The 5,850-nt window shown below is 64.1% G+C and carries 5 protein-coding genes; 4 read left to right on the top strand and 1 reads right to left on the bottom strand.

The features are described 5' to 3' along the window. Nucleotides 1-119 precede the first annotated feature (119 nt). The 4 genes from C1D09_RS11475 to hmuQ all read left to right on the top strand — a co-directional run bounded on the left by C1D09_RS11475 (nt 120) and on the right by hmuQ (nt 4,262). Nucleotides 120-2,309, top strand: coding sequence for a TonB-dependent hemoglobin/transferrin/lactoferrin family receptor (locus tag C1D09_RS11475; protein ID WP_143974369.1), 2,190 nt, complete (start codon nt 120-122; stop codon nt 2,307-2,309). Between the two features lie 4 nt (nt 2,310-2,313). Further along, nucleotides 2,314-2,757 carry a hypothetical protein gene (locus C1D09_RS11470; protein ID WP_143974367.1) on the top strand — a complete coding sequence of 148 codons (444 nt, stop codon included), beginning with the start codon at nt 2,314-2,316 and terminating at the stop codon, nt 2,755-2,757. 74 nt (nt 2,758-2,831) lie between these two features. Further along, entirely contained in the window at nt 2,832-3,887 is a 1,056-nt protein-coding gene (locus tag C1D09_RS11465) for an energy transducer TonB family protein (protein ID WP_342780221.1), read from the top strand. 60 nt (nt 3,888-3,947) lie between these two features. Next, on the top strand, nt 3,948-4,262 hold the full coding sequence (gene hmuQ / locus C1D09_RS11460; protein ID WP_095772901.1) for a heme-degrading protein HmuQ: 315 nt from the start codon (nt 3,948-3,950) through the stop codon (nt 4,260-4,262). A gap of 12 nt (nt 4,263-4,274) precedes the next feature. Here hmuQ and C1D09_RS11455 read toward each other — a convergent pair. Continuing rightward, a partial coding sequence (locus C1D09_RS11455) for an aldehyde dehydrogenase family protein (RefSeq protein ID WP_143974366.1) occupies nt 4,275-5,850 on the bottom strand: 1,576 nt, incomplete at its 5' end.

Here is a 5,850-nt window from a genome sequence, read left to right as displayed (position 1 = left end):
GTTTATTAGTCAGTGCAATACCGGAGTAAACGAGTCAACATTTAAGACACCGGACACGATGAAAAATGCCAGCAAGCCCCGGGCCAGCCAGCATGAAACCTGGAATCTGGAGTTGGGGCATGGGGTTTTTGAACTGGGAATTGCGCGGCCGGTCGGCGGCAAACGGCGTGGCGGCTTTGTTGGCGAGCGTGGCGGCGGTCGCCCTATCCGCGCCAGCGGCGCATGCCCAACAGGCAACGCAGCCTGCGGGCGAGCAGACGGATCAGTCGAAGCAGGCTGACCAGGAAAAAGCCGCCCCCGCGAGCGCGACGCTGCTCGACAAGATTTTGGTGATCAGCCGTACCGGCGAAACGGCTATCGAATCACTGGCCTCGGCCAGCCATGTCGACCAGGAGCAACTCGCCCGCCGCATGGCGACGACGCCGAACGAGATGTTGTTGGGTGTGCCCGGTGTCGCGACACAGGCCGACGCCAGGCGCGTCAGCACCAGCATCAACATTCGCGGCCTGCAAGATTTCGGCCGGGTCGCGGTCATTGTGGACGGCGCGCGCCAGGATTTCCAGCGCTCAGACCATGGCACACAGTCGACCTTTTACATCGACCCCGAGCTTGTCAAATCCGTCGATGTGATCCGCGGTCCGGTCGCCAACACCTATGGTTCGGGCGCCATCGGCGGGGTCGTGTTCTTCGACACCAAGGACGCCGCGGACTTCCTCAAGCCGGAGGAAACATGGAGCGCTTCGGTAACCGGACGCTATGAGAGCAACGGCAAGGGCTGGACCACCAGCGCCACTGGCGCCCGCCGTTTCAACGAGAACTGGGACGCGCTCGGCAACATCGTCTACCGCAACTACGACAACTACAAGGATGGTGGCGGCGACACCGCCAACGGCACCGGCTTCGACGTGCTGAGCGGCCTGCTCAAGACCAGCATACGGCCGACCGAGAGCAGCGAGTTGAAGCTGGGCTGGGTCGGCTCAAGCGACGGATGGGACGAAACCAGCGGCGGCGTGACTGTCAACGATGTCGACCTGAAGTCGAACACCTTCACGGCCCGTTACAACATCACGGACGAAGACAAGAGCTGGCTCGATCTCCATATCAACACCTCCTACAACAAGACCAATCTCGACCTGACCAGCCTAGTTCCGCAAAGACGGTTTGATCCCATAACGGGTCTTCCCACTGTCCTGCCGGCGGGGTCGCAATCGACTTTCGACGTCGGCACCACGGGTATCGACCTCTGGAACACATCACGCTTCGAAACAGGCGGGGTCGCCCACGAATTGACCTATGGCGGCGACTGGGCCGGCGACAATGTGAGGACCGGCGGTACGGCCGGCGGCGACAGTTTCTACACACCTTCGGGCAAGCGCGACGTGTCCGGCGCCTATATCCAGGACAAGCTCACCTGGGACTGGCTCGAGGTCATCGCCGGGCTGCGCTACGACAATTACAGCCTCAAGGACAGCACGCGCGAGACCTCGGGCGACCGGCTGTCGCCGCGCATCACCATCGGTGTCTCGCCGTTCGAAAGCGCCGGCCTTGCCGGCCTGCAATTCTACGGCACCTATGCCGAAGGCTATCGGTCGCCGTCGCTGACGGAAACGCTGATCAGCGGCAACCATCCGGCGGGCGTCACTTTCCCGTTCCTGCCCAATCCCAATCTGCGGCCCGAGACCGGCAAGACGGCGGAATTCGGCGTCAACTACAAGCGGAACGACATCTTCGAATCCGGCGACGCGCTTCGCGTCAAGGCAGCCTACTTCCACAACAATGTCGACGATTATATCGACGGCGTGACCCTCTCGCCGTTCGCTCCAGGCAGCGGCTGCCCGTTTGGGCCCGGCATTCCGATCTGCTTCCAGTATCAGAATTTCGCCCAGGCCAAGATCGACGGCTTCGAGCTTGAGGGCGTCTACGACGCCGGATGGGGCTATGCCGGGCTTTCGGCATCGATCACCAATGGCCACACCATTTCCTACAAGGGCGTGGAAGCCGATCTCGCCACCATCCCCTCCTCGCAGGTCACCGCTCAGCTCGGGTTGCGCTTCCTGGAGGACAAGCTGACCGTCGGCGGCGAAGTGCAATACAACGGCAAGCCGAAGGGCAATGCGGTGGCCGAGGACTATACGCTGGTCAATGCTTTCGCCAGCTATCAGGCGACCGACAATCTGAAGGTCGATTTCCGTGCCGACAATCTGTTCGACGTCAAATACGCCAACCCCTTGAATGGCAGCACGACAGTTGTGGTCTATGAGCCGGGCATAACGTTGAAACTGGCGGCAACCATGCGGTTTGGAGGCTGATGGCATGACGGGCTTGACGACATCGCTTCGTCTGCTGACCTCAACGCTGGCGATGTCGCTTGCGATGGTTCCGGCGCGGGCGGAAGGGTCCGCGCCGGTCCCCGCGCTGACCCTGGAGCTCAATGCCGCACAACCTTCCGACAAGGGCTGCCGGCTGACCTTCCTGGTCAACAACAATCTCGGCGCCGACCTCTCCAAGGCGGCCTTCGAGATCGCCCTGTTCAACGAAGCGGGCGTCGTTGACCGGCTGAGCGTGCTCGATTTCAAGGACCTGGCGGCAGGCAAGACCAAGGTGACGCGCTTTGATCTCGCCGGCACCGAGTGCACCAAGATCAGCCGCGTGCTGATCAACAGCGCGACCGAATGCGCCGGCGCCGGCATCGAACCGGCCGCCTGCATGCGCAAGCTGAAGACGGACACCAAGACCGGCATCGCTTTCGGCGCCTGAGAAGGACGTTGGGCCTGCATCCCGCATTCACACAAGACGCCATGGCCTGGCCGCTGGCTGGCCAGGGATCATTGATGCCAGGGGCAAACGATCATGATTTGACTTTTGTCCGCCGGCCGCTGCAATTTCCGGCCCGCGACATGCAGGAACTCAGTCCCTTCCCCGACGCTGGCAGCGAGCTGGCGATAGTGCCGGCCGAGCCGCTTGCGGTCGCGCGACCGGCGGCCCGTTGGTCCGTTGCCATAGTCGTCTCCGGCCTGCTCCACGCCGCTGTCGCGGCACTCTTTCTGATCTCGCCCGCCGGCACAGTCGATTTCCCGAATGCGGAGCAACCCGAAGGTGGCGATCGCACGGGCGACAAGGTGGTAGGCAGCGCCTTGGACAAGGATCCGGCGCCGATCAATGTCACGCTGGAGCCGAAACCGCAGCCGACCAAACCGGAGCCGGCGGCCAGACCAGTGCCGCCGACGAAGCCCTCGCAGCCTGAGCAGCAAGCTGCGAAACGAGCTCCCCAACCCACCCGGGAACCGGCCGAGCCGCTGCCCAAACCTTTGCGGGACAGTGTCAAACAGCCAGAAGTCACGCCGGACATACTGGTGGCGCCGACCCCGCGCCCTGACAACCGGAGTGTGGCTGCCAGGACCGAAACTCCGGCACAGCCGAGCGCCCAGGCCGAGAGCGCTGAGATGCCTGTCGTCGCTCCGGACCAACCACCAATCCCCAGCGCCAGGCCAACTCCGGCCGCCGCTCCTTCAACAGCAGCGGACGAGAAGCGCGGCACGGCAGACGGCCAGGACCGGCTGGCGCAGGCCGCCAGCAACGGCAAAAGGCAGAACGAGGCAGGCTCCGCCGCTGAATCCAGCTACCGAAGCGACGTCATCGGCAAACTTGGCCGCGTGTATCGAGCGGTGCCGCCTTCGTTGCAAGCGACGGCGCGCACCAACACCGTTGTGACCTTCGTCATCGGCAGGCAGGGCAACATCGATGAGCTGCGTATCGTCGAAAGCTCGGGCTCGGCAACTTTCGACCAGATCGTGCTTGGCTTCGTTCGCAAGGCGGCCCCTTTCCCTCCGATCCCGCCAAAGGCTGGCAACAGTCTGGAATTCACCGGCGCGATCGGTCCGTTCTGAGAGCCGACGCCTCGCCGCATGCTTCAATCACAGCAGTCCATCAATTCAGAAAGGAACGCCATGTACATCGCCATGAACCGCTTCAAGGTGCAGAACGGCTCGGAAGCCGATTTCGAAGCGGTGTGGAAGAACCGCGATTCCAGCCTTGCCGAGATGAAGGGTTTTCGGGAATTCCATCTGCTGCGCGGCCCCGTGAACGAGACCGAAGGCTACACGCTGTTTGCCTCGCACACGGTGTGGGCGAGCCAGGACGATTTCGTCGCCTGGACCAGGTCGGAGAATTTTCGCGCCGCGCACAGGAATGTCGGCACGACGAAGGTCCACTATCTCGGCCATCCGCAATTCGAGGGTTTTTCGGTCGTCGAAGGCGCCTGAGAATGGGCTGAACTAGGCCGCAGCAAGCAGGCTGGCATTACCGCCCGCGGCCGTGGTGTCGACGCAGACCGCGCGCTCATGCGCGTAGGCGGCCGGGTTGAGCACCTCGCTGACCAGCGGCACGATCGGACCCGTTCTGTCAGCGATGACCTTGCGCACGATGCGCGCCGCCTCCGGTGTGCCTGAGAAAGCGACGACGTCGACGCGCAGCGAACGCGCCTCGACCGGATCGGTGCGGCCATCTATTGCCGCCAGCGGCAAGCCCTTACCGGTCAGCGCCGACAATGCGGCCGGCGCCCCAGGCGCCACGGCCAGCACCGCATTGCCCGCGGCGAGCGCCTGGATGGTCTGGGCAAGCAGCGTGTCGGCATCCGGGCCCAGACACAGCACGCGGCCGCGCGGCGACAGCGACAGCGTATTGGCCTCGCCGGTTGGCCCAGGCAGATCGACCTGGCCGAAATCGATTGCAGCGGCGGCGCCGATGGCAGCCGCGCCCTTGCCGCGCAGATGCTTCCTCAGGATGGCAATCCTGTCCGGGCGCGTCAACCAGCCGCCGAGCGCCGGATCGGGCAGATTGTCGGCCAGCTCGGTCGCCGTTACCTTGTGGCCATCGCCAACGTCCGTACCGGCTTCCGGCCCCTTGCGGAAGCGGCGCAGGTAATGCGGGCCGCCGGCCTTTGGACCGGTGCCGGACAGCCCCTCGCCACCAAAGGGTTGCGAACCGACGACGGCGCCGATCTGGTTGCGGTTGACGTAGATGTTGCCGGCATGGATGCCGTCGACGAAATGCTGGACGCGACCTTCGATGCGGGTGTGCAGGCCGAAGGTCAGGCCATAGCCCTTGCGGTTGATGGCAGCGATGACGGCATCGATCTCATCGGCGTCGAAGCTGGCGACATGCAGCACCGGGCCGAACACTTCGCGGTCCATCTCCTCGATGCCCTTGACCCGGAAGACATGCGGCGCAACGAAGCGCCCGTCCTTGGGCGCCTCGAGCTTGGCGATCAGCCGGCCCTCGAGGCCCTTCTTCGTGCAATAGTCGCGGATCGCACCTTGCGCCTCATCGTCGATGACTGGACCGACATCGGTCGAAATCCGCCAGGGGTCACCGACGTTGAGCGCCTCCATGGCGCCTTTCAGCATCTCCAGCATCTTCTTCTCGACGTCCTTCTGCACGTAGAGCACGCGCAGCGCCGAACAGCGCTGGCCGGCGCTCTGGAAGGCCGAGGCCAGTATGTCGCGCACCGCCTGCTCGGGCAGTGCGGTGGAATCGACGATCATGGCGTTCAGACCGCCGGTCTCGGCAATCAGCATGGCGTCGGGTGTCGCGGTCTCCGCCAGCTGTTTTTCGATCAGCTTGGCGACCTCGGTCGAGCCGGTGAAGCAGACGCCGGCGATGCGCGCGTCAGCGGTCAGTGGCGCCCCCACCGAAAGACCGTCGCCGGGCAACAGCTGGATGATGTCTTCCGGCACGCCGGCTTCGCGCAGCAACTCGACGGCGCGGAAAGCGATCAGCGGCGTCTGTTCGGCTGGCTTGGCGATGACCGAATTGCCGGTAACGAGTGCTGCCGCGACCTGGCCGGTGAAG

The organism is Mesorhizobium intechi (genome assembly GCF_002879535.1).
Lineage (GTDB): Bacteria > Pseudomonadota > Alphaproteobacteria > Rhizobiales > Rhizobiaceae > Mesorhizobium > Mesorhizobium intechi.
This window is presented reverse-complemented; position numbering and strand designations above follow the sequence as displayed.